Source organism: Streptomyces sp. NRRL S-1022, from assembly GCF_000720135.1.
Taxonomy (GTDB): domain Bacteria; phylum Actinomycetota; class Actinomycetes; order Streptomycetales; family Streptomycetaceae; genus Streptomyces.
On record NZ_JOIU01000014.1, the window covers coordinates 86,891 to 108,489 of the forward strand.

15 protein-coding genes are annotated in these 21,599 nt (G+C 74.7%); 7 read left to right on the plus strand and 8 right to left on the minus strand.

Annotation, left to right across the window (positions count from 1 at the left end; all coding sequences use genetic code 11):
* Nucleotides 1–16: 16 nt before the first annotated feature.
* Complete coding sequence (locus tag IG05_RS0120725) at nucleotides 17–1,063, minus strand: iron-containing redox enzyme family protein (protein ID WP_030344658.1); 1,047 nt, start codon at nucleotides 1,061–1,063, stop codon at nucleotides 17–19.
* Nucleotides 1,064–1,704: 641 nt separating this feature from the next.
* Between IG05_RS0120725 and IG05_RS0120730 the strand changes: the two genes are divergently transcribed.
* From IG05_RS0120730 to IG05_RS0120740, 3 genes are read left to right on the plus strand one after another with little or no spacing between them, the layout of a single operon-like run.
* A complete protein-coding gene (locus tag IG05_RS0120730; protein ID WP_030344659.1) occupies nucleotides 1,705–2,544 on the plus strand; it encodes an SDR family NAD(P)-dependent oxidoreductase in 840 nt (279 codons plus the stop codon).
* A 5-nt stretch (nucleotides 2,545–2,549) separates the two neighbouring features.
* Nucleotides 2,550–3,473 carry a DMT family transporter gene (locus IG05_RS0120735; RefSeq protein ID WP_030344661.1) on the plus strand — a complete coding sequence of 308 codons (924 nt, stop codon included), beginning with the start codon at nucleotides 2,550–2,552 and terminating at the stop codon, nucleotides 3,471–3,473.
* A gap of 7 nt (nucleotides 3,474–3,480) precedes the next feature.
* On the plus strand, nucleotides 3,481–4,254 hold the full coding sequence (locus IG05_RS0120740) for a polysaccharide deacetylase family protein (RefSeq protein ID WP_051790076.1): 774 nt from the start codon (nucleotides 3,481–3,483) through the stop codon (nucleotides 4,252–4,254).
* A 73-nt stretch (nucleotides 4,255–4,327) separates the two neighbouring features.
* Here the strand turns inward: IG05_RS0120740 and IG05_RS0120745 are convergent, their stop codons facing one another.
* Nucleotides 4,328–5,374 (minus strand): MGDG synthase family glycosyltransferase, encoded by a 1,047-nt coding sequence (locus IG05_RS0120745; protein WP_107051394.1) that lies wholly within the window; start codon nucleotides 5,372–5,374, stop codon nucleotides 4,328–4,330.
* A 254-nt stretch (nucleotides 5,375–5,628) separates the two neighbouring features.
* Here IG05_RS0120745 and IG05_RS0120750 point away from each other — a divergent pair, with 254 nt between their 5' ends.
* Nucleotides 5,629–6,468, plus strand: a complete 840-nt coding sequence (locus tag IG05_RS0120750) for a ribonuclease BN (protein WP_234335942.1) — start codon at nucleotides 5,629–5,631, stop codon at nucleotides 6,466–6,468.
* 25 nt (nucleotides 6,469–6,493) lie between these two features.
* Here the strand turns inward: IG05_RS0120750 and IG05_RS0120755 are convergent, their stop codons facing one another.
* The 5 genes from IG05_RS0120755 to IG05_RS0120775 form a co-directional block, all read right to left on the minus strand.
* Entirely contained in the window at nucleotides 6,494–9,310 is a 2,817-nt protein-coding gene (locus tag IG05_RS0120755; RefSeq protein ID WP_030344668.1) for an NHLP bacteriocin export ABC transporter permease/ATPase subunit, read from the minus strand.
* Nucleotide 9,311: 1 nt separating this feature from the next.
* A complete protein-coding gene (locus IG05_RS0120760; protein WP_030344669.1) occupies nucleotides 9,312–11,534 on the minus strand; it encodes an NHLP family bacteriocin export ABC transporter peptidase/permease/ATPase subunit in 2,223 nt (740 codons plus the stop codon).
* Nucleotides 11,531–12,337 (minus strand): HlyD family efflux transporter periplasmic adaptor subunit, encoded by an 807-nt coding sequence (locus IG05_RS0120765; RefSeq protein WP_030344670.1) that lies wholly within the window; start codon nucleotides 12,335–12,337, stop codon nucleotides 11,531–11,533. The genes IG05_RS0120760 and IG05_RS0120765 overlap by 4 nt, the downstream gene beginning before the upstream one ends.
* 102 nt (nucleotides 12,338–12,439) lie before the next feature.
* Complete coding sequence (locus IG05_RS0120770) at nucleotides 12,440–12,658, minus strand: hypothetical protein (RefSeq protein WP_030344672.1); 219 nt, start codon at nucleotides 12,656–12,658, stop codon at nucleotides 12,440–12,442.
* 525 nt (nucleotides 12,659–13,183) lie between these two features.
* Nucleotides 13,184–13,597 (minus strand): PaaI family thioesterase, encoded by a 414-nt coding sequence (locus tag IG05_RS0120775; protein WP_030344674.1) that lies wholly within the window; start codon nucleotides 13,595–13,597, stop codon nucleotides 13,184–13,186.
* Nucleotides 13,598–13,814: 217 nt separating this feature from the next.
* Between IG05_RS0120775 and IG05_RS0120780 the strand changes: the two genes are divergently transcribed.
* On the plus strand, nucleotides 13,815–15,311 hold the full coding sequence (locus IG05_RS0120780) for a S1 family peptidase (RefSeq protein WP_030344675.1): 1,497 nt from the start codon (nucleotides 13,815–13,817) through the stop codon (nucleotides 15,309–15,311).
* 107 nt (nucleotides 15,312–15,418) lie between these two features.
* On the opposite strand, the gene IG05_RS0120785 is transcribed toward IG05_RS0120780, so the two are convergent.
* The gene (locus IG05_RS0120785) at nucleotides 15,419–17,548 is read right to left on the minus strand and encodes a SpoIIE family protein phosphatase (protein ID WP_030344677.1); all 2,130 of its coding nucleotides are present in this window, start codon (nucleotides 17,546–17,548) and stop codon (nucleotides 15,419–15,421) included.
* A gap of 1,238 nt (nucleotides 17,549–18,786) precedes the next feature.
* Between IG05_RS0120785 and IG05_RS0120790 the strand changes: the two genes are divergently transcribed.
* Both IG05_RS0120790 and IG05_RS0120795 read left to right on the plus strand, forming a co-directional pair.
* A complete protein-coding gene (locus tag IG05_RS0120790) occupies nucleotides 18,787–19,995 on the plus strand; it encodes a cytochrome P450 (RefSeq protein ID WP_037814308.1) in 1,209 nt (402 codons plus the stop codon).
* A gap of 94 nt (nucleotides 19,996–20,089) precedes the next feature.
* Nucleotides 20,090–21,442 carry a serine hydrolase domain-containing protein gene (locus IG05_RS0120795; protein WP_030344680.1) on the plus strand — a complete coding sequence of 451 codons (1,353 nt, stop codon included), beginning with the start codon at nucleotides 20,090–20,092 and terminating at the stop codon, nucleotides 21,440–21,442.
* The last annotated feature ends 157 nt before the right edge of the window (nucleotides 21,443–21,599 follow it).

Here is a 21,599-nt window from a genome sequence, read left to right on the forward strand (position 1 = left end):
CCGAGTACCCGGATGCTCAGGAGATATGGGACATCTGTTGTTCCTGGGGTGCCTGAGGGGACTGCTCCCGGGGCGCCAGCGGCGTCCGCAGACAGGTCCGTCCCGCGCGCCAGCAGGCGAGCAGCCGCCGGCCCAGCCGGTCCTCCAGGTACTCGGTGGCGTCGATGCCGAAGGCGATGTCCGGCGCCAGCTCCGGCTCCTCCTCCAGCAGCCCGCCGATCACCTCGTGCCGGACGACCTGCTCGTGCACGGCGTCCGCCGTCACGTGCTCGTCGTAGAAGAACTCCGCCGCCGGGCCGGCGCCGGTGCGGCGCATCGCCTCGGCCAGCCGGCGGGAACCGGGCGAGGAGGTGATCTCCACCTCGGCGAAGTGGCCCACCAGCGCGCCGCGCAGCTCGCGGTGCAGGCCGAACAGGGACATCAGGTTCACCACGGCGAGCATCTCCGCCGGGGCCGCGTCCAGGTACCGGCCGTACGCCGTGTCCAGGTCCAGGTCCCGCATCAGGTCGGCGAACAGGCGTGCGTGCACCCGGTCGGCCCGGCCGCCGCCGAACTCGTCGTACTCCACCGCGGCCATCGCGGCCTTGGCCCGGCCCCACAGCCGCGGCAGCACCCAGGCGTGCGGGTCGGCCTCCTTCAGGTGGTACAGCGAGCGCACCGCCGCGTACTCCCGCGCCTGCCACAGCTCGCCCTCGGCGGACAGGAAGTGGGAGACGCCCGTGCCCTCGGCCGGCTCGACCAGGAGGGCGGCGAGCGCGTCGTCCAGGTTGTCGTGGACCGGGGTGTCGGCGCGCAGCGCGGACCGGAAGCGCTCTTCCAGCGCGGCCCGCACACGCAGCAGCTCCGGGTCCCACTCGGTCTCCGGGGGGACCCCGGCGAAGCCGCGGTAGTACAGCTCGTAGCACAGGTAGAGGGCGAGCTGGAGGTCGTCGCCGTAGGGGTCGGCGGTCGCGGGGTCCGCGGGGCGGGGGAGCGGGCCCGTGCCGCGCAGGTGGGCCGTGACCGCGGCGGAGAGCGGGCCGCGGGACGGGGGCAGCAGGGGCTCGCGCAGAGGGTCGTTCATGCGGCTCGGGTACCCGGCTCGGAGAGAAGCACCGCTGCGAGCGGGCCACCGGTGACGGGGGGCGGCGCCCACCGGCGGGCTCCGGGGCGCCCCGGCACGGCGGCCCGGCCCACCGCCCGACGGGCGCGCGCCGCCCGCCTCAGTCGCCGTTCGCCTGCTCCTGCGCCCCGGTGTTCGGGGTGACGGCGTCCCCGGCCTCGCCGAGGCGTCCGGGTCCTCGTCGCGCTTCTCGGCCTCCTCGACCTCCCGGAGCACTTCCTCCAGGGCCGTCTCCGGCCGGTCCTCGTGGTCGTTGCGGTCGTTGCCGCCAGGCATGACGTCTCCTTCCGTCGGCGAGGTGATCTCCCCTGCGGGTTACCCGGCGGGGCCGTCCCAAGCGCCCCCCGGACAGGCCGGGGGGCCGCCGTCTCGTGCGGACGACTGGTGCGGCGCCCGCGTCCTGCTGCGCCATCCCGCGCCGCCAGAGGACATGCATCTGTACCCCTCCGAACGAAACGGCCACGTTTCTTTCACGGTGGGCAGGTGTCCGGTCGGCGCTTCGCCGTGCGCGGTGTTCCAGTGTGTGGCGCCCTGGATACACCGCGAAGGCTCGACCCCGGAGCTCGCGAACTCGTGTACGCCGTCGCAGTGAGGTCGTCACCATGTCCCAGGCCCCGTCCCCCGCAGGACCGTCGAACGACACCCGGCCGGTCCCGGCCCCGGCCGGGCAGGCGGTCACCGCCCCGCGTCCCGCCCGGGGCGGTACCGCCCTGGTGACGGGTGCCTCCTCGGGCATCGGTGCGGCCGTGGCCCGCCGGCTGGCCACCGAGGGCGGCTGGCGGCTGGTGCTGAACGGGCGCGACGTCACCCGGCTGGAGCAGGCGGCCGCGCAGTCGGGAGCGCTCGCACTGCCCGCGGACCTGACCCGGCCCGGCGCCGGACGCCGGCTCACCGCCCTGGCCCTGGACCACCTCGGCGGGCTGGACCTGCTGGTGGCGGGCGCGGGTGTCGGCTGGGCCGGGGAGTTCACCGGTATGCCCGCCGCGCGCATCGACGAGATCGTGGGGCTCGACCTGCTGGCCACCGTCCACCTGGTGCGGGCCGTGCTGCCGCACATGGTGGCGGCCGGATCCGGACGTGTCGTACTCATCGGGTCCCTCGCCGGCAGCGTCGGCGTGCGCGGCGAGGCCGTCTACTCCGCGGCGAAGGCCGCCCTGGCCACGTTCGCCGACTGCCTGCGCTACGAGCTGCGCGGCACCGGAGTGGGCGTCAGCCATGTCGTCCCCGGCGTGGTGGACACCCCCTTCTTCGACCGGCGGGGCACCCCCTACGCGCGCTCCTGGCCGCGGCCGGTCTCCGTCGAGCGCGTGGCCGACGCCGTCTGCGCCGCCGCCCTGCACGGCCGGGACGAGGTGTACGTCCCCGGGTGGCTGCGGCTGCCCGCCCGGGTGCGCGGAGCCGCGCCCGGGCTCTACCGGCTGCTCGCCGCCCGCTTCGGGTGACCGTCATGACCGCCGTCACGGTACTGCTCGCCCTCCTCGCGGCCCTGTCCAACGCGTCCGCCTCGGTGCTCCAGCGCCGCGCCGCCGTCGAGGAGCCGGATCGCGGTGAGGGTGCCGGGAACGTCGTACGCCGGTTCACCCGCCTGCTGCGGCGCCCCTACTGGCTGGCGGGCGCCGGGCTGCTGGCGCTGTCCTGCCTGCTGCAGGCCGGAGCGCTGGCCGTGGGCAGCCTGTCGCTGGTCCAGCCGCTGCTCGCCGCCGAACTGCTGTTCACCCTCGCCGTGGGCAGCGTCGTCTTCCGGCGCCGCCCGGACGGCCGGACCTGGCTGGCGTTCGTCGCCCTCGCCGGCGGACTGGCCCTGTTCCTCCTCGCGGCCGCACCCTCGGCCGGCCGGTCCACCGCGCGGCCGGGGGACTGGCTGCTGGGCGGCGGCGGGGTGCTCGGCGCGGTGGTGCTGCTCGTGGCGGCCGCCCGCCCGGCGCGGGGCGCCTCCCGGGCCGCGTTGCTCGGGCTCGCCTCCGCCGTGTCCTTCGCCGCCACCGCGGCGCTGCTCAAGGAGGCCGTGGGGCGGCTCGAACAGGGGCCGGCGGCGATGTTCGGGCACTGGTCGCTGTACGCCACCGGGGTCGCCGGGCTCGTGGCCTTCCTGCTGCTGCAGGGCGCGCTCGGCGCCGGCTCGCTGACCGCCTCGCAGCCGGCCCTCACCCTCGGCGACGCGCTCACCAGCGTCGTGCTCGGCTGGGTGCTGTTCGCCGAGTCGATCCACCTGGGCCTGAGCCTGCTGCCGGAGGCCGTCGGTGTCGCGCTGATCGGCGCCGGCAGCATCGGCCTGGCCCACGCGGCGTCCGTGGGCGGGGAGTGGGACGCCACGGACCCCGGGAAGTCCGCCGGATCCACCGCGGCCGTGCCGCGCACCCCGAGGAGGTAGGCCACCGATGCCCGCTCTGTCCGCCCGCGCCCGGCGGACGGCCGCCGTCCTGCTGCCGGCCGGTGCCGCCGCGGCCCACATCGGCCCGGCGGCCACCTGGCTGCCGGGCGTACGGCTGCCGCTCTTCCCCGGGCTCTCCGGCACCGGCCCCCGCCGGCACATCGCGCTCACCTTCGACGACGGACCGGACCCGGTGTCCACCCCGCGCTTCCTCGACACGCTGGACGAGCTGGGGGTGCGGGCCACGTTCTTCGTGGTCGGCGAGCACGCGGTCCGCCATCCCGAGCTGCTGCGGGAGACGGTACGCCGCGGGCACGAGCTGGGCGTGCACGGCTGGACCCACGACCGGCCCTGGCGGCCCGCGTTCGCCCGCGACGCCGCGGAGGTCGCCCGGACGGTCCGGGCGGTGCAGGACCTCACCGGCCGGCGCCCGCGCTGGTACCGCCCCCCGTACGGCATCCTCACCACGAGCCGCTGGCGGGCCGCCCGGCGCGCCGGACTGCGCACGGTGCTGTGGTCGGCGTGGGGCAGGGACTGGACGGCCGACGCCACGCCGGCGTCCGTACGGGCCAGGATCGCCGCGGACCTGCGCGGCGGCGGCACCGTCCTGCTCCACGACTCCGACCACCACTCGGCCCCCGGCTGCTGGCGGGCGACCCTGGCCGCCCTCCCGGCCATCGTCCAGGACTGCCGGGACGCGGGCCTCACGGTCGGCCCCCTCCACGACCACCAGCCGGCCGGCACCGGGCGCCGGCCCCCGCCCCACCGGCCCGCTCCCTGACCGCGGCTGCCGGGCGGAGCGGGTGGTCCCGTGTGCCGCGGGCGTCGGCCGCGGGTGTGGGCAAGCGGGTCGCTCACAGGTTCGGCACGGCGTCCAGGGCGTCGCCTCGGAACAGTGCCCGGCCGCGGGCCGCCTGGGCCGTGCGGGCGGGGGAGTCCGCGCGAAGGCGGGTCAGGGCCGTCAGCAGGGCGGGGCCGTCGGGGGCCGGTTCGGACAGCCCCAGGCCGGCCATGCGGCGCACCCCCTCCGCGCCGTGGCCGGGCAGCGGGCGGTGGCCGATGACGGGCAGGCCCGTGGCGAGGGCCTGGACGGCGGTCTGGCCGGCGGCGTTGTCCACCAGGGCGTGGCAGGCGGCCAGCAGCCCCGGCATGTCGTCGACCCACCCCAGGGCGAGCGCCGCCGGTTCCCGGGAGAGGCGGGCGAGGAGCCGCTCGTCCCGGCCGCACAGCACCACCGGCAGGTAACCGCCCGCAGCCAGCAGCCGTGCGGTGGCGGCCGGGCGGGAGGCCGCGCCCCAGGCACCGGCGGACAGCAGGACCGCGGGCCGGCCCGGCGCCCGCCGGGCGAACCGCTCCCGCCACCGGGCCGCTCCCAGGGCCGGCGCCCGGAAGGCGGGCGCGACCACCGGCCCGGTCGTGACCACGGGCACCGCGAGGTGGCGGCGCACCTCCTCCGCCGCCGCGTCCGTGAGGCACAGGTACCGGTCGTTGCCCGGGTGCAGCCACTGCCGGTGCACCGCGAAGTCGAGCAGGAAGACGGCGCTCGGCACCTCCAGCCCGCCCCGGGCCCGCAGGTGCCCGGTCAGCTGGGCGGCGAGATGGAACACGGACACCACCACGTCGGCGTCCAGCCGGTCCACCAGCTCCGTCAGGCGGTCCCCGGCGAGCCGGGCCAGCGGCACCCCGCTCGGCCGCCGCCCGGGCCCGCCGCGCAGGAACGCGCCGTAGACGCCGGCGTACAGCCAGGGCAGGTGCCGTACCGACGCCCGGTAGCCGCGGCGCAGCCCGGTTCCCAGGCCGTACGGCAGCAGCCGCAGCACGTCGGCGACATGCGCCTCGTGGCCCCGGGCAGCGGCCCGGCGGGCGAGTTCGCGGGCCACGGTGTCGTGGCCGGCTCCCATGCCGGCGCTCAGGATCAGCAGGCGCCGACGGCGGTCCCGCGCGTGGTGGTGTGTGGTGGGCACGGGGCCCGATTCTCCGCCGCCCCGGGGCCCGTACGGCGGACCCGGCGGGCCGTGTCGCCGTACGGGCGGTCACTCGTGCGCACCAACGCCCCCCTGCCACCGCCCGCCCTCCGGCTGCGAGTCGCCCGGCGCGTGCCAGTCTGGAGGAACCGGCACGGGAGAGCGTCCGGGCGGCGAGCACGGGAGGAGCCGTGAGGCGGTTGCGGCGCGGCCTGCACCGCGCGTGGGAGTGGCTGCGCCTGCGGGCCCTGTTCGAGCACGGCAAGGAGCTGGAACTGATGCACCGGGCCATGGGCTTCGCCACCCTGGCCCTGGTGACGCTGGCGCCGCTGCTGATCGTGGTGGCCGCGGCCGACCCCCTGGTGAGCGGCGGCTTCGCCTCCTGGCTCACCGACGGCATGGGGCTGTCCGGCCGGTCCGCCCACGTGATCACGGACGTCATCAGCCCCCCGCGCAAGGTCATCGGCACCACCAGCGCCCTGAGCGGCATCCTGCTCGCCGTGTTCGGCGTGTCGTTCGGCGGCAGCGTGCAGAACGCCTACGAACGGATCTGGGACCTGGCGTCCGGGCCGTGGCACCGGGTGTGGCGGCAGGCGACCTGGCTGGTCGTGCTGACGGCGTACCTGTACCAGGAAGTGGCGACGAAGTCGACGCTGCACGGGACGCAGCGGGCCCTGCTGTCCACGGTCAGCGGGATCCTGTTCTTCTGGTGGGGGCAGCGCTTCCTGCTCGGCGGCCAGGTGCACTGGCGCTCGCTGCTGCCCGGCGCGCTGGCCACCGTCATCGGCCTGGCCGGCCTGCGCGCCTTCTCCTACCTGGTGTTCACCCCGCTCATCGTCACCAACGCCCTCAGCTACGGCCCCGTCGGCACCGTACTCGTCGTCGAGTCCTGGCTCATCGGCGTCGGATTCGTCATCTACGGCGGCGCCGTCTTCGGCCGCTGGTTCACCGAACACCACTGGATGCCGTCCCACCACGAGGACGACCCGGCCGGCCCGGCCGGCGAGGAGCAGTCCGCCACGCCGGCCTGATCCGGCCCGTGTCGAACGCACGGCCCTAGGCCAGCTGGCGGCGCACCAGCTCGTGCAGGCGGCCTCCGGTGTCCGCGAGGAGGTCGGCCGGGGCGCCCTGCTGGACGACCTTGCCGTCCTCCATCACGATCACCCGGTCGGCGTCCAGCACGGTCGACAGGCGGTGGGCGATGACGATCCGGGTGGCGTTCAGCTTGCGGGTGCTGTCGATGACGATGCGCTGGGTGTCGTTGTCCAGGGCACTGGTCGCCTCGTCGAAGAAGAGGATGCGAGGCCGCCGGATGAGGGCCTGGGCGATCATCAGGCGCTGCCGCTGGCCGCCGGAGATCGCGCCGTTCCCCGCGACGATCGTGTGCAGCCCCATCGGCATCCGCCGGATGTCCTCCGCGAGACCCGCCAGCTCGGCCGCCGCCATCGCCTCCTCCGGCGTGTACGGTTCGGCGCCGCAGATGACGTCCATGATCGAACCGGTGAACGGCTGCGCGTGCTGGAGCACCACCCCGCACTGGCGCCGCACCGCCGACTGGTCGAGCGCCGCGAGGTCCTGGCCGTCGTACAGGACGCTGCCGGAGACCGGCCGGTCGAAGCCGATGAGCAGCCGCAGCAGCGTGGACTTGCCGCAGCCACTGGGGCCGACGACCGCCACGAACTCGCCGGGCCGCGCGGCGAAGGACACGTCGTCCAGGACCAGCGGGCCGTCGTCGGCGTACCGGAAGGAGAGCCGGCGGGCCTCCACGGCGCCGGACAGCGGGCCGGGCCGGGTGCTCGCCGTGCGCACCTCGGGCGTGGCCTCCAGCACCGGCCTGATCTCCTCGAACAGCGGCAGCGCCGCCACCGCCGAGACGAACGCGCCGGTCAGCTGGGTGACCGAGGTCAGCACCATGGTCACCGACGTGTTGAAGGCGAGGAAGTCCGCCGCCGACATCGCCCCCTTCGCCGGTCCCGCGAGCAGCATGAACATCAGCAGGGTGCACACCGGCAGATAGACCGCGCCGAGGACCGTGGTGAGGTTCTTGATCCGGCCGACCCGCTGCTGGAGCTCCCGGCTGCGCGCGAACTCCCGCGCCCACGCCGCGTACGCGTAGTTCTCGGCCGCCGCCACCCGCAGCTTGGGCAGCCCGCGCAGGGTCTGGAACGCCTGGTTGCTCAGCTTGTTGCCGAGCGTCACCAGCCGCCGCTGCCAGCGCACCTGCCACAGCCCGAGCCCGGTGAACACCGCCCCGATGACGACGAGCATCCCGATCGCGGCCGTCGCCATCGCCGGGCTGAACCAGAACAGCAGGGCCAGGTTCATCGCGCCGACGGTCACCGACTGGGCGACGACCGGGCCGACGCCCGCCAGCAGCCGGCGGATCGCGCTGATGCCCATGGCCGCACTGGCCAGTTCACCGGTGGAGCGCTGGGTGAAGAAGCGGGTGGGCAGCCGCAGCAGCCGGTCCCAGACGGCCGGCTGGAGCGCCGCCTCGATGCGGCCCTCCAGACGCAGGATGGACAGGTTCTCCAGCAGCGTGAACGCCGCCGCGACCACCCCGCTCACCATGACCGCCAGGCAGACCTGGACGATCAGGCCCTCCTGGGCCCGCGGCACGTACTCGCCGAGCACCTTGCCCGTGGCGATCGGCACCAGCGCGCCGATCGCCACCGTCACCAGCCCCGCGAGGAGCAGGTGCAGCAGGTCGGTACGGGTACCGCGGAGGCTGAACCGGAGCAGCCCGAGCGGCCCGAGGCGCTTGTCGGGCAGCGGCCGGTAGAACATGACCGCGCGCGGCTCGAACTCCTCCGCGTTGGCCTTCTCCACGGGCGTCTCACGCCCCGTCCCGGGGTGTACGGCCACATAGCCGCCGCGCCGCCACAGCAGCGCCACCGGCGCCCCGGACAGCGCCCGCCGGCCGACCAGCGGGCCCACGTCCTCGCGCCACCAGCGCCCGTCCAGGCGGACCGCCCGGGTGCGCACCCGGGAGGCCAGCGCGACCCGTTCCACCGGGTCCAGCCGGTCGCTCTCGGCGCCGCTCTGCGCGGGCTCGGCGAGCCGGATGCCGGCCGCCTCCGCGACCAGCTTGCAGGCCGCGTGGGTGGCGTCCGCGTCGGCCGGCGTGGTGCGGCGCGCGGAGCGCTTGCCGATGGAGGCCAGCAGGGTCCGGTCGGCCTGGGCGCGCACGGCCTCGCCGGCCTTGATCCCCTCGGCCGTGCGGTGCTCGTGGCTGCGCTCCAGCTGCTCGATCCACCGGTCCAGCGCGGTCAGCAGCCGGTACTGCTGGTCCACCAGGCTCTGCCACAGCGCCGGGTCCATCAGCAGATCGGCGGCGGCCTCCGCGCCGTACAGCGAGCCGTACTGCGCGCTGCCCGGCGGCACCTGCATCCAGAAGACCTCGTCGTCGGCCGGGGCCGCCGCCCGCTCCTCGGCCAGCGGGGCCTGGAAGAGGACGGACAGGCCGCGGCCGACACCGAGGGCGAGCGCGTACTCCAGCGGGCTCGACGTCGGCGGCACGTACTGCGGGTTGCCGTACTCGTCGTACGACCAGGTCTGGGTCTGCGCCGGCTGGTACAGCTCGCGCAGACCGACGCGGTGCACCACGCAGTCCCGGACCGGGCGGGCCACCAGCGTGTGCTGGGGCCCGGTGACCGGGCCGAGCAGCAGGGTGCCCGCCTCCAGCCGGCCGAGGTGGTGCCAGTGGCCCTGCTGGGCGGCGTCCACCGCGAACAGGTCCAGCGCGCCGGCCGCGACCAGCCACAGCACCTGCGGGCCCTCCAGGTCCAGGCGGCCGAGGCCCGCGCAGTCCAGGCGCGTGCCCAGTGAGCCCAGCGCCCCGAGGACGAGGTCGCCTTCCGGTACGGACGTCATCTCACCGCTCCCTGACCAGCGCCGCGTACGCGCCGCCGCGCGCCACCAGCTCCTCGTGCCGCCCGCGCTCGACGACCGTGCCGTGCTGGAGGACGACGATCTCGTCGCTGTCGCGGACCGTGCTCAGCCGGTGTGCGATCACCACGCAGGCGCAGCCGCGCCGCCGCAGGTTGTCCATCACGATCTGCTCGGTCTCCGCGTCCAGCGCGCTGGTCACCTCGTCCAGCACCAGGATGCTCGGCCGGCGCACCAGCGCCCGCGCGATCTCCAGGCGCTGGCGCTGCCCGCCGGAGAAGTTGCGGCCGTCCTGCTCGACCCTGCTGTGGATGCCACCGGGCCGGCGCATCACCACGTCGTACAGCGCCGCGTCCTTCAGCGCCTCCACCACGGCCTCGTCCGGGATCGACGGGTCCCACAGGGCCACGTTGTCGCGGACGGAGCCCTCGAAGAGGAAGACGTCCTGGTCGACGAAGGAGACGGAGGCGGCGAGCGCGCCGCGCGGGATGTCCTCCAGCCGGCGGCCGTCGATGCGGATCACCCCGTCCCACGGCGTGTACAGCCCCGAGATCAGCCGGGAGACCGTGGACTTGCCGCTGCCCGAGCCGCCCACCAGCGCCACCTGCCGCCCGGGGCCGACGGTCAGGTCGAAACCGGTCAGCAGCGGCTGGTCCAGCGGGCTGTAGCCGAAGGTGACGTTCTGCAGCTCGACGTGCCCGTGCAGCCGCCGGGTGGACTCGCCGCCGCCGGGGCGGGCGTACAGCGGATCGGCCTGGAAGTTCTCCACGTCCTTCAGCCGGGCCACGTCGGCGGCGAAGTCCTGGATGCGGCCCGCCACGCCGTTGAGCCGGGTCAGCGGCGCGGTGAAACGGGTGACCAGCGCCTGGAACGCGACCAGCAGACCGACCGAGATGTGCCCCTCGACCGCGCGCAGCCCGCCGATCCACAGGATGAGCGCGCTGTTGAAGGTGGCGAGCGCCGGCGCGACCACGCCGAGCCAGGCGCTCGGCACGCCGAGCCGCTGCTGCTCCTCCAGCGTGGTGGCGTGCTGCCCGGCCCACTTGCGGAAGTAGCCGTCCTCGCCGCCGGTCGCCTTCAGCGTCTCGATCAGCTGCAGGCCGGTGTACGAGGTGTTGGTCAGCCGCGCGGTGTCCGCGCGCAGCTTCGCCGTCCGGGTCGCGCGCAGCCGTACGACGAGCCGCATGGCGACCACGTTCAGCAGGGCCACGGCGATGCCGACGAAGGTGAGCTGCGGGTCGTAGGTGTAGAGCAGGACCGCGTACAGCACGACCACGATCGCGTCGACGCCGGCCGCCGCGAGGTCGCGGGCCAGGGTCTCGGCGACCTGGTCGTTGGACTGCAGGCGCTGCACCAGGTCGGCGGGGGAGCGCTGGGCGAAGAACGTCACCGGCAGTCGCAGCAGGTGGCGCAGGAAGCGGGCGCTGGAGAGGGTGGAGGAGATGATCCGGCCGTGCAGCAGGTTGGCCTGCTGGAGCCAGGTCAGTACCAGCGTGAGCAGCACGCAGGCGGCCATCGAGGTGAACAGCACGCCCAGCAGCGAGGTCTGCCCGCCGATGAGGAACGTGTCGATGTAGGTGCGGCTGAGCGCCGGTACGGCCGCGCCGACCGCCACCAGCAGCAGGCTGGCCAGGACGGCGGCGGGCAGGGTGCCCGCGGTGCCGCGCAGCCGGGCCGGCATCGCGCCGAGCACACCGGGGCGGCGGCCGCCCGTGGTGAAGCCCTCGCCGGGCTCCAGGACCAGCACGACGCCGGTGAAACTGCCGTCGAACTCCTCCATGGGAACGAAACGGCGGCCCTTGGCGGGATCGTTGACGTACACGCCTCGCCGCCCGAAGCGGCGGCCCATGCCGTCGTAGACGACGTAGTGGTTGAACTCCCAGAAGAGGATGGCCGGTGCCCGCACCTCGGCGAGGGCGGCCAGGTCCATCTGCATGCCCTTGGCCGTCAGGCCGTAACCGCGGGCCGCCTTCAGCAGGTTGGAGGCGCGCGAGCCGTCCCGGGAGACGCCGCAGGCGATGCGCAGCTCCTCCAGCGGGACGTGCCGGCCGTAGTGGCCGAGGACCATGGCGAGGGAGGCGGCGCCGCACTCGACGGCCTCCATCTGGAGCACGGTGGGGGTACGGACCGTGCCGGTACGGGACTTGGGGACCGGCCGCTTCGCGGGGGCCGCGCGTCTGCGGCCGCGGGTTTCCTGGGCGGTGGTCACGGGAGCAGCCAATCGACGGGACGCTGGTCGGCGAGCCGGACGGAGCCGGTGGCGAGGGTCATGGAGTCGAGCCGGAACGGCGGCCCGCCGGCGGTGGACCAGCGGTAACCGCTCTTCGCCGACGACGACTTGTCGAGTTCCACCAGGACGGCCACCGGGCGGCCCTTGCGGGTGAACTGCTCGCCGAGCTGGCTGTCGCCGAGGAACGCGGAGATCGACTGGGCGGACTGCGCGGTGCGGTCCACCGCCTTCACCTCGCCGCGCAGCACGCCGTACCGCTGCGCGGGCACGGAGGACACCGTCAGGTCGACGGAGGCGTGCGCCGGGATGGCGGCGGCGTTCTCGGCGGGCACGTACACGGTCGCGTACAGCGGGTCGGAGGCGTGGGCGACCTTCTCGACCGCGGCGACGTTCGCGCCGGTCCGGATGATCTGGCCGATGGTCGCGGCCAGCGTGGTGACACGGCCCGCGGCGACCGTCCGGACCACCGTGTCGCCCTCGGCGGTGCGGACCTTGAGCACCGGCGCGCCCGCGGGCAGCCGGTCGCCCGGCCGGGCGAGGACGGCCGTCACCTGTCCGGCCACCGGGCTCTGCAGCAGGTAACTGCCCTGCCCGTGGGTGAGGATGGCGGGTGCGCTCACCGTGGAGGCGACCGAGCCGGTCACCGCCCACACGGAGGCGGCCGCCATGACGACGACCGTGACGCCGAGCGCGAGCCAGCCCTGCGGGCGGGCCAGCCGCACCGGGAGGTCCAGCTCCTCCGGCGACTGGAGCTTGGCGAGGGCCTGTTGGCGGAACTGCACGGGACTTCCCTCACCTGTGGGAGAGACGCATGTGTGTCAGGGCACCGATGAGCCCCGGAGCCGTGGGACGGCTCCGGGACCGCGGTGGCACCGAAGGTGCGATCAGAGACCGGCGACCAGGCCGTTGATCGGCGCGGTGTTCAGGCCGGAGACGCCCTCGACGGTGCCGACGACCGTGTTGACCAGGCCGTTGACGCCCGGAGCGATCTCGTTCACGGTGCCGAGGGTGCTGTTGAGCGTGTTCACGGACAGACCGCCGGAGACGTTGTCCAGCTCGGCGTCCGAGATCTCGACGGTCTCGACCTGGGGGGTGGAGTTCATGGTGGAACTTCCCTTCATATGGATATTCACAAGGGGGAGCGGCCCCCTCTGGGGACAGACGGACGGCCGCGACCGCGGGCGCCGGGCACCCGTCGCCGGGGGCCCGGCGGACCGAAGCGGTGCGATGGATCAAAGCACGCACGCGGGGCGCGCTTCCAATCAACCAGGGCCCTCACCTGCGCACTTGGCTCGGGAAGGGTCTCATCCGTGCAGGTCTGCGCACGCCTTGTCGGCGACTCCTTCACATGCGGCACGGCATCGTCGCGGCGGCCGGCCCGTCCGCCGGACGGCGAATCCGGCACTCCTCGCCAAAGGCGTGTCAGGGGGCGCGCAATTGTGCAGATAGCCCGGTGCCGGTGAGGTGCCTGGGTGCGGGATGTGCAGATTCCCTGAAGAGGGGGTTCCGCTTCCACTTCGAAGCAGACCGTCACCGGTCGGTTGCCGAGCGTGTCGGCCCGATCGCCGGCCGGGCCGGTCGACCCGGGAGCGCGTGGACCGTACCGGCCCGGGGGCGGGCCGGCCGGGTCAGCCCAGGATCGCGTAGACCGTGCTCGCCCGGGCGGTGAGTACGCCCGAGTCGGCATCGCTCAAGGTGACGTCCGCGAACGCCATCCGGCGGCCCAGCTTCGTCAGGACCGCTTCGATCAGGACATCCGCACCCGTCACCGCCCGCTGGAACGAGGTCGACTGCTGCACCGTCGTCATCGGCACGAACCCGCCCCGCGCGGCCGACACCGCGATCACCGTCGCCGTGTCCGCGGCCGCCATCAGCGCCTGCCCCGACAGCCCGCCGCCCTCCCGGGCCAGCCGGTCCGACCAGGGCAGTCGCAGCACGGCCCGGTCCTCGCCCACCGCCTCGACGGTCAGCCCGAGATCGAGCACCCAGGGCGCGAAACGGGCGGAGAGGATCTTGTCGGCCTCGGCGGTGGTCATCGTCATACGGGGCATGGTTCCCGGCCGCCCGCCGCGCCACGCCGAGCGTGGCCGATTCGCCACCCCGGTACGGCCGTTCGGAACCGGAATTGAACACGCCACGCGGTCGGCGCGTACCTAGGGCCATCCAGGCGCCGCGATACCCACCCCCCGATACGAACTGCCCGCGAGCGGCAGAACCCCCCCCGTCCCCAGGAGGTCGAGAATTTTGAGTCACAAGCGAATGCCGAAGCGCAAGGCCGCGATAGCGGTGGGCGGCGTCGCGGCGCTCGGAGCGGCGGCCCTCCTGCTCCCCAACGCCAACGCGTCCCAGGACAAGGACCAGGCGTCGGGCACCACCGGCACGGCGAAGACCCTGAAGGCCACGGACGCCTCCGGTCTCGCCGCCCGGCTGCAGAAGATCCTCGGCGACTCCTTCGCCGGCTCGTACTACGACAGCGCCAAGCAGCAGCTCGTCGTCAACGTGGTCAACGGCGACGACAACGTCGTCGTCCAGGCCAAGAAGGCGGGCGCTGTCGTCCGCCAGGTCGAGAACAGCACCGCCGAACTCAAGGCAGCGGCACGGACGCTGAAGACGAAGGCGACCATCCCGGGCACCTCCTGGGCCGTCGACCCGCGCACCGACAAGGTCCTGGTCACCGCCGACGCCACGGTCACCGGCGGCAAGTGGAACAGACTGCAGTCGACCGTGCGCGGCCTCGGCCCCGGCATGGCGACCCTGAAGAAGTCCTCCGGCACCTTCAAGACGTTCGTCTCCGGCGGCGACGCCATCTTCTCCCAGGTGCAGGGCGGCAACGTCCGCTGCTCCCTCGGCTTCAACGTCACCGCCTCCGACGGCAGCCCCGCCTTCCTGACGGCCGGTCACTGCGGGGTCGCCGCCAAGGACTGGTCCGACTCCCAGACCGGGCAGCCCATCGCCACCGTCGACCAGGCCACCTTCCCCGGCGCGGGCGACTTCTCCCTCGTCAAGTACAACGACCCGGCCACCCAGGCGCCCAGCGAGGTCAACACCGGCAACGGCCAGACCGTGCAGATCAAGCAGGCCGCCGACGCCACCGTGGGCGAGAACGTGTTCCGGATGGGTTCCACCACCGGGCTGCACGACGGCCAGGTCACCGGCCTCGACGCCACCGTCAACTTCCAGAGCGAGACCGACCCGAACGGCGTCGACACCGTCACCGGTCTGATCCAGACCAACGTCTGCGCCGAACCGGGCGACAGCGGCGGCTCGCTGTTCACCCAGGACGGCAGCGCCGTCGGCCTGACCTCCGGCGGCAGCGGCGACTGCACCAACGGCGGCGAGACCTTCTTCCAGCCGGTCACCACCGCCCTCCAGGCCACCGGCGCGACGCTCGGCGCCGGCGGCGCGGGCGCGGGCGACCAGGCCGGTGCGGGTGACCAGTCGGGTGCCGGTGCGGGTGACCAGTCCGGTGCCGGCGACCAGTCGGGTGCGGGTGCCGGCGACCAGTCCGGTGCCGGTGCGGGTGACCAGTCCGGTGCCGGTGCGGGTGACCAGTCCGGTGCCGGCGACCAGTCCGGTGCGGGCGCGGGTGACCAGTCGGGTGCGGGCGCGGGCGACCAGTCCGGTGCCGGTGCGGGTGACCAGTCCGGTACCGGCGGGGACCAGATCGGCGGCAGCGCCGACCCGTCCGCACCGGCCGACGCCTCCGGCTCCGGCGCGGCGCACGACGGCTCGTCGTCCCTGACCGGTACGCGCTAGCGGCACGGCGCGTCCGCGAGGCTCCCCGGCCGGCCTCCCCCCTCGGTACCGGCCGGCGGGCAGTGGTCCGGTCCTCCCACGGGAGGGCCGGACCACAGGCGTGCGCGTCAGCCGTCGCTCGCCCGCAGCAGCAGCACCGCCACGTCGTCCACCCGTTCCCGCGCGGCCGCGCTGTGCCGGACCACCTCGTCCGCCAGGCTCTCCAGCGGCTGGTGGCCCACGTCCGCGAGCAGCGCGCCGAGCTCGACCAGGGCGTCCTCGATGTCGACGCCGGGAGACTCCACCAGGCCGTCGGTGTAGAGCAGGAGCACCGAGCCGGGGGTCAGCGACACCTCGGTCGTCGGGTACACGGCCGCGGCGTCGATCCCCAGCAGCGGGCCCCCGGCCAGGTCCAGCACCCGTACCCGCCCGTCCGGCCGGCGCAGCAGCGGCGGCGGATGACCCGCCCGGGCCATCACGGCCCGCCCGCGTGACGGGTCCAGCCGCAGGTACAGACAGCTCGCGAACAGGTCGGCGCCGAGATCGATCAGCAGCCGGTTGGTGCTGCTCATCACCTCGTGCGGTGCCTGCCCCACGGTGGTGTACGCGCGCACACCCGTACGGATCTGCCCCATCAGGCCGGCCGCGGTCACGTTGTGCCCCTGGACGTCGCCGATCACCGCCGCCGCCAGCGGACGGGTCGGCACCAGGTCGTAGAAGTCGCCGCCGATCTCCATGCCGTGGGTGGCCGGCAGGTAGCGGGCCGCCGCCTCGATGCCGGGCGGAGGCGCCAGCGAGTGCGGCAGCAGCGCCTGTTGCAGGCCGTGCGCCAGGCGGTGTTTCGCGTCGTACAGCACGGCCCGCTCCAGGGCCTGCGCGATCAGCCCGCCGAGCGAGGTGAGCACCGCGCGCTCGTCGGCCGGGAAGGAGTGCGGCCGGGCGTAGGCCAGCACGCACGTGCCGACCGGCCGCCCGGACGCGATCAGCGGCAGGTACGCCCAGGCCGCGAAGCCGTCGGGGCTCTCCTGCCGGTCCGGGTACAGCCGCTCCAGCTGCTCCCGCGAGTCGAAGAACGCCGGCACCCCGCTGTTCAGGGCGTGCGTGCCCGGGGTCCGTTCGGACAGCGGCAGCCCGTCGAACCGCTCCACGACGCGCGCGGACGGGTAGCCGCGGTGCCCCAGCACGTGCAGCCGCCCGCCCTGCGCCCGCAGCAGCACCAGGGCCTGGCTGCCGACGGCCGGGGCCACCTCGTCCCACACCAGCTGCACCACGTCCTGCACCCCGACCGCCTCGGTCAGCGCGCCCGCGAGGCTCAGCACCTGGGAGATCGTCACCAGCCGGGACGGTCCCGGACCCGCCTGCGCGGTGCCGTGCGCCATCTCCGCCACCGCCCGGGCCCGGCTGATGCGCACGCTCAGCCCGGTCGTGCCCGGGTACATGCGGAACGACAGCCACTCGCCGGGCGGGCGCAGCGCCACGAACGACGTCACCTGCTGGCTGAGCAGCGCCGCCCGGTAACGGTCCTCGTACACCGGGTCGTTCAGCCAGGGCACCGACACCCAGGGCAGCGTGCCCAGCAGCTCCCCGGCCGGCCGGCCGAGCAGCTCGGCGGCGGCCGTGTTGGCGAAACCGATCCGGCCGTGCAGATCCAGCGAGATCAGCCCGTACGGGAGCCGGGACACCATCCGCGCCGCCTCGACCGAGCCCAGGGTGCCCGCCACGCCCGGCACCGGCGCCGCGAGCACGTCCGGTTCGTGGCCGACCGCCCGGTCCTCCCGCGCGGCCCGCTCCAGCCGCAGCGCCAGCCGATCGCAGGCCGCCGTCAGGTGCTCGCGCTCCCAGTCCGCCAGCTCCGGCGGATGCGCACCCGGCCAGGTCACGAACAACGCGCCGTACACCGTGTGCTCCGTCGCCACGGGCGCCGCGGCCAGCGCGAAGGGGTACGGCAGCACCACCGAGATCCGCGGATAGCGGCGGGCCATCTCCTCCTCGCCGCCCACCCAGACGAGCCGTCTCTCGCGCGCCGCGTCCGCCACCGGGATCGGCGCGCTCAGCCCCACCCGCTCCCATGGCGCCGCGAACGCCCGGGGCATGCCCGCCATCACCGCCATCTCCAGGACCGGCTCGCCGGGCCCGAGCAGATACACCGCGCCGGAGTGCGCGTGCACCTCCTCCAGCAGCGAGGCCAGCGCGAGCGACAGCACCGGTGGCCCGGCCGGCGCCCGGCTCGTCCCTGGCCCGTCGGACACGCCGACCACCTCCTCGTACGGCCGCGCGTCGCATCCCGGGCACAAGACTCCCTCGCGGCGGCGCCCCGCGCACGGCGAGCGTTCGTCCGGCCCCGTGCACGCCCGCGTACGTCGGATGGCTCCGAATACCCCGCCCCGGCGTCTCCATGCGCCGACGCCGAGGGGGGCGGCCGTCGCCCGCGAGCCGGCCCGTTCCGGCCTCGTGGCAGGCCGTGGGCCGGGACGGCGCCCGGAGGCGAGGAAGAGGCACAGGTGGTGTACCGGATTCTGGTGTGCGCCCCCGCCGCGCCCGGTTGGCCGATTCTGTGCGCAAGGGGCGAAGTTCTCGGCCCCGGCGCCGCGGCGGACGGTCGGTGCGGCGGGGGACGGCCGGGGTGGATCGCCGGTGGGCCGGGGCGGTGCGCCGGGCGTGTCGCCGCTGTTCCCCGGCAGCGGATCCGGAGTGTCCGTCGGCTGGATCATCACCCCAGATCAGCGGTAGTCCGGCCATCCCGCCGGACGGCCGGGCGGAATGCCGGGCCGCGGTGGCCGGGCGGCCGACGGCGCCATTCGGCCGAACCCGGTGGCGGTCTTTTTCCCGGCCGCCCTGTTTGGAGGCGAGACGCCGGGGCACACGCGGGGGCGAGCATCCGGCCGGGGTCCCGTGCGCGTGCGGGGCCGCAACAAGTGGCCGGACAGTGACGCAAAAGCACCGCCAGAGTACTCTCCGTTCAACTTCAGGGGGTTGCTTGCGCGTGACTCACCGTGAAGACTGTGGCCGAGTTCCATCGAAACGAAGGCGTGGCGGAGTACGCATCATGCCAATCGTGGGGCGGCACGCCCTGCGACTGCGTATTCTCACACCTCGTTCCAGACGGCCGGGGCGCGCCCCGTTGTCCGTTCACCAGCCGGGAGGGTCCCGTGTGATCGCCACGCGGGAGGTGTCGCCGAGGGGATGGGTTATGTCGGATGGGCGTGTCGCACGACCGGACTCGCCGTGGGGCCGGGGCCGTGGCCGGCCGCGGGGCCGCCGCGTCCTGCACCGCATGTGCTGAGGGACTGCGGCCCACCCCGGCAGCACACCGACCGCGGCTGACCGTCCCGCCGCGTACGAGGAACCCGCACGGGACGTGCGCTCCTCCCGTCCGAACCAGCCGGCACCGGGGCACACCCGTGCCCGGACCGCCCGCGGCCCCGGCCGCGCCGGGCCGCGGCACCGACCCCGTGCGTCACTCCGCCCTGCCCGCACGCGCCAGCAAGGAGACAAGGTGATCAGCAGCCAACCGACGGGCGAACGGCTCCTCCTGGAGGAGTTACCCGACCGCTGGCGAGGCTTACGCGAGGCCGGCCCGGTGCGGTACGACGAGACCCAGGGCGTCTGGCAGGTGCTGGACCACGAGAGCGTCGCCACGGTGCTCGCCGACCCGGCGACGTACTCCTCGGACCTCTCCGCCCTCGCCCCCACCCAGGCCGACTTCGAGACCTTCACCCAGGGCAACTTCGTCGGCATGGACCCGCCGGAGCACCGCAAGCTCCGCACCCTGGTGAGCCAGGCGTTCACCCCGCGGGTCGTGCAGGGGCTCGGACCCCGCATCGAGGCCGTGTGCGCGCGGCTGCTGGACGAGGTCGCCGACCGCGACCGGTTCGACCTGGTCGACGCGCTGGCCTATCCGCTGCCCATCATCGTGATCGCCGAACTGCTCGGCATCCCCGCCGAGGAACACCGGCTCTTCCAGGAGTGGGCGAGCGTCCTGTTCGGCGGCGACCAGCTCGGCGAGGCGCCCGACATGGCCGACCTCGAACGGGCACTGGAGGCCATCGCCCCCACCGTGCGCGAGATGAACGGCTACATGCTCGACCACATCCGCGCCCGCCGCAGACGCCCCGGCGATGACCTCACCAGCAGACTCATCGCCGCCGAGGTGGACGGCGTCCGCCTCGCCGACCAGGAGATGGTCGGGTTCGTGGCCCTGCTGCTGGTCGCCGGGCACATCACCACGACCGCGCTGCTCGGCAACGCCGTCGTCACCTTCGACCGGCACCCCGGCACGGACGCCGCGCTGCGCGCCGACCCCGCGGGCATCCCGGCCGCCGTCGAGGAGGTGCTGCGCTGGCTGCCGCCCTTCCCCGAACTGGGCCGCAGGGTCACCCGGCCGGTGGTCCTCGGCGGCCGGGAGATCCCGGCCGACAGCCTGCTGATGGCGCATCTGGGCGCCGCGAACCGGGACCCCGCCCGTTTCGACGCGCCCGACGTCCTCGACGTGACCCGGAGTCCCAATCCCCATCTGACCTTCGGGCACGGCATCCACTTCTGCTTCGGCGCGCCCCTGGCCCGGCTTGAGGCGCGGATCGCCCTGCACATGTTGCATGAACGATTCCGCATCCTGGCGGTCCCCTCCTACGAGGACGTCGCCTACCAGAACCCGGCCGTCATCATCGGCGTACGGCAGCTGCCCGTCGAGGTCGCCAGACCGTAACCCGCGCGCACCGCGCACCGGCCGGCCCCGTGCCGCTCACGGGCCGGACCGGCACACCCGCACATGAGACCCATCCAACGGGAGTCCCCTTCTCATGCCGTACACCTTCCCCGCCGCTCCGGCCGCCTCCCGGACGCCGTCCCTGCTGCACCGGGAGCTGCAGGACCGCCTCGACGCCCTCGCCCGGACCCACCGGGTGCCCGGTGCCCACATAGCCCTCGACACCGGCACCGACCTCATATCCGTGCACACCGGTACCGCCGACACCGCGGCCGGCAGCCCCTTCACCCCGGACACCGCGGTCCCCCTCGGATCGCTCACCAAGCCCTACACCGCCGCGCTCGTCATGCTCCTGGCCGACGACGGAGACCTCGACCCGGACGAGCCCGCCGCCGCACACCTCCCGGAGCTGGCCGACGTCCCCGACGTGACGATCCGTCATCTTCTGTCCCACACGAGCGGGTTCCCCACCGGTCCCGACTCGGACACGGCCGCCACGACCACGGCCGCCCGTTACCTCGCGGCCGTGTGCACCGCCCGGGACGCGCTGTTCCCGCCGGGCACCGACTTCTCCTACTCCAACGCCGGCTACGTCGCCGCAGGCCGGCTGGTGGAGACGGTCACCGGCATGCCGTGGCACGAGGCGGTCCGGGCGCTGCTCCTCCAGCCGCTGGGCGTCGCACCCGCGTTCATCGGCGACACGGTGGCCGCCCGGCCCGTGGCCGCCGGGCACGCCGTCAACACCGCGACGGGTCAGGCCCGTCCGGCCCGGCAGAACCTGGCGCCGCTGGAGGCGCCGGCCGGTGCGCTGCTCGCCAGTGCCCGGGACCTGGCCGCGTTCGGCAACGCGCTGATCGGCCGCGCGGACCTGCTGCCGCCCGCCGTCACCAAGGAGATGCGCCGCGCCGAGCCGGCCGCCCGCCCGGGCGCGCTGGCCGACGGCTGGGGCGCCGGACTCGCCCTCTACCAGCGGGACGACCGCGTGTGGTGCGGCCACGACGGCAACGCCCAGGGCACGTCCTGCCATCTGCGGGCCGAACCGGAGAGCGGAGTGGTGGTCGCCTTCACCGGCAACGCCGGCGGCGCGACCGCGCTCTGGCGCGACCTCGCCGAGGAACTGGGCCGGCTGACCGGCATCCAGGTGCCCGTCGGCGCGCGGGTCGCGGACCGGGGCCGTCCCGTCGCCCTGCCCGACTGCGCGGGCACCTACCGCAACGGCACCACGGCCTACCGCGTCGCGCCGGGAGCGGACGGCTCGCCGGCCCTGTCCGTGGACGGCGACCTCCCCATCCCGCTGGTCTGCTACGCAGACCTCTCCTGCGACCTGCGCGATCCGGACACCGGCCGCCTCGAACCCGGGGGCCGCTTCCACCGCGATCCGGCCACCGGCAGGGTCGACCGGCTCCAGATCTCCGGCCGCACGGCCCGGCGCACCGCCGACGGCTGACCGGTCCGGGAACCGCCGAGGTCCGGTTCCCGGCCGGCACCACCGCCGCAGCCCGCGCTCCCGCCGCGTACCGGTGGCCGTCACCCATGACGTCGTCCCCGACCCCTCGGCACGCCGGCCGGTGGACCACGGCCCCGGCACCCCCGTCCCGGCACCC